Source organism: Deltaproteobacteria bacterium (genome assembly GCA_019308995.1).
Lineage (GTDB): Bacteria > Desulfobacterota > Desulfarculia > Adiutricales > JAFDHD01 > JAFDHD01.
Genome location: JAFDHD010000218.1, coordinates 1 through 2,165 on the forward strand (window position 1 = coordinate 1; position 2,165 = coordinate 2,165).

Here is a 2,165-nt window from a genome sequence, read left to right on the forward strand (position 1 = left end):
CCTAAAACAATGCCCACATCTTCCACGGTGTGGTGGTCGTCAACCTGCGTGTCTCCCCGGGCGGTCAGGGTGAGGTCGAAAAACCCATGGACCATGGCCGAAGCGATCATGTGATCGAGAAAACCGACATTGGTTTCCACCCTGGCCTGACCCTGGCCGTCCAGGTTCAGGCTGGCGCTGACAATTGTTTCTTTGGTTTTGCGCTCGATGTCTGCCTTTCTGGGCCCCATAGCTCACCTCACCCGGCCTTTTTTACGGCCGAAAATAGAAATCCCCTGTCTGCCTTCAGGACAAGTTAGTAATTTCTTTTAACATTTTAGGAAAGATGATTGCAAGATAATTTCTCGGGCCATGATGAAAAAGTTAAGTTTTATGTCAGGGAGCTTCGCGCTCTGACCCACAGGCACACTATAAGGCCTCAGCCCTGCCCCGGTCGGCCTTTGATTTGATTTAAGATAGCGAACATGCCTCCGAAGTGGTATAAGCTATTATCAGGAGAAACAGGATGGATAAAGTTATTCCTTTTTCCGACCGTCCTTGCCGATACCTCAAACACGGCCGCTGTTCGAACCATTTCTGGCAAATCATGAAATCCAGCGGAAAACCAGGCCTGAAAGACTACCTCTGCATACACTGGCAGAACAAACTGAACAAGGTCGAACAATACTGGGACGCGGTCTGGCGGGCGGATCGTTTCGGTTTGCAGGGTCTGGAGCGTCAGAAGGCCATTGACCGGATTATAAGCCGCCGGCCGCCGAAAGAGGTGATCTGCCCTGACTTCCGATTTGACCCGGACAGCCCGACCGGTCAATGCCGGTATCACTTTCTCCAGGCCTGCCTCCTCAAGTTTCCCGAATGTCGCGAACAATGTGAAGACTACGTTCCCGAAGCTGTAGGTCAGGGTGCGAAGCTCCCTGACACAAAAAAATAGCTAATATTGTCAGGGAGACCTGCTTTGCGGGCCACCCTGACCTACTCTCTCCCCTGGGTTGACACATATTCGAGTTTGGATCATAGTTGAATAAAGCCCTTGCCAGTATGGTAAAATGTATCCTGATCCACGCGAGCCGTAATGATGCTTGCGGATTTTGCAGGGTTGAATGAAACATCTCCCTGAAGAGCAGGAACGAAAAACAAATGCCATCACGATCTGATGAAGAATCATCCAGGCGCAGTTTTTTAAAGACTGCGCTCCGGTCGGGTATGATTCTGTGCGGCGCCGGTATGACGCTGTCTCATCCGTTCTGGTTAAGAACCTCGATCAAAGAAACACGGGCAGGTTCTTCTGCCTCATCGGTCCTGGAGAGGTTGATTCAGGAAGCTCCTCTGGCGCGCTTCTGGATTTCTGCCAACTCCCCTGGCGTTAATTGTTTGGCCTGTCATCAAGCAGATGAAGAACTCGAGGGTGATGAATTTGATCATGAAGAAGGCATTGTTAAATGCCTCTTGTGCGCCCAGAAGTGCCTTATCAGGGAGGGAGAACGGGGCCTGTGCCACACCAGAATCAACATTCACGGCAAGCTGCGGACTCTGGTTTATGGGCGTCCCATCTCAGTGCACGTTGATCCGATCGAGAAGAAGCCGTTATATCATTTTCTTCCGGGGTCGGCCGCTTTTTCCTTTGCCACGGCTGGCTGTCCCTTAAAGTGCAAATTTTGTCAGAACTGGGAGATATCGCAAGCCCGGCCCGAGGACTTTCCGGGCCGGTTCATCCCGGCGGAAACAGTGGTTCAGGCCACAGAGAGGCAGCGAGCGCCTGTAATTGCGTTTACGTATAATGAGCCGGTTGTTTTTACCGAGTATTTATTGGACGTGGCCCGCATAGCTCGTAAACGAAATATCTCCAGTGTCCTGATCAGCTGCGGGTTCATGAACAAGGAGCCTCTGGCTGAGATGTGTTCTCTCTTGGACGCCATCAAGATTGACTTAAAAGGCTTTAGCCAGGATTTTTACCGCCGCGTCTGCGGCGCTGACCTGGCGCCTGTCTTGCGTAGTATCAAACAGGTTTCGCGCAGCAAGGTTCATCTGGAAATAGTGAATCTGGTCGTGCCGACCTTAAACGACTCCGAGCGCATGCTGATCGAGCTGGCCAAATGGGTAGTGGGGGAGCTTGGGCCGGACGTGCCGGTGCACTTCACTCGCTTCCACCCGGATTATCAGATGCT

Annotated in this window: 3 protein-coding genes; 2 read left to right on the top strand and 1 reads right to left on the bottom strand. The window is 52.0% G+C overall.

Features of this window, described 5'->3' with window-relative positions; translation table 11 throughout:
- Positions 1–230, bottom strand: a 230-nt coding sequence (gene hisB / locus JRI95_17090; GenBank protein MBW2063261.1) for an imidazoleglycerol-phosphate dehydratase, incomplete at its 3' end; no start/stop codon positions are given.
- A gap of 275 nt (positions 231–505) precedes the next feature.
- Between hisB and JRI95_17095 the strand changes: the two genes are divergently transcribed.
- Both JRI95_17095 and amrS read left to right on the top strand, forming a co-directional pair.
- A complete protein-coding gene (locus JRI95_17095; protein ID MBW2063262.1) occupies positions 506–931 on the top strand; it encodes a hypothetical protein in 426 nt (141 codons plus the stop codon).
- A 206-nt stretch (positions 932–1,137) separates the two neighbouring features.
- A partial coding sequence (gene amrS, locus JRI95_17100; protein MBW2063263.1) for an AmmeMemoRadiSam system radical SAM enzyme occupies positions 1,138–2,165 on the top strand: 1,028 nt, incomplete at its 3' end.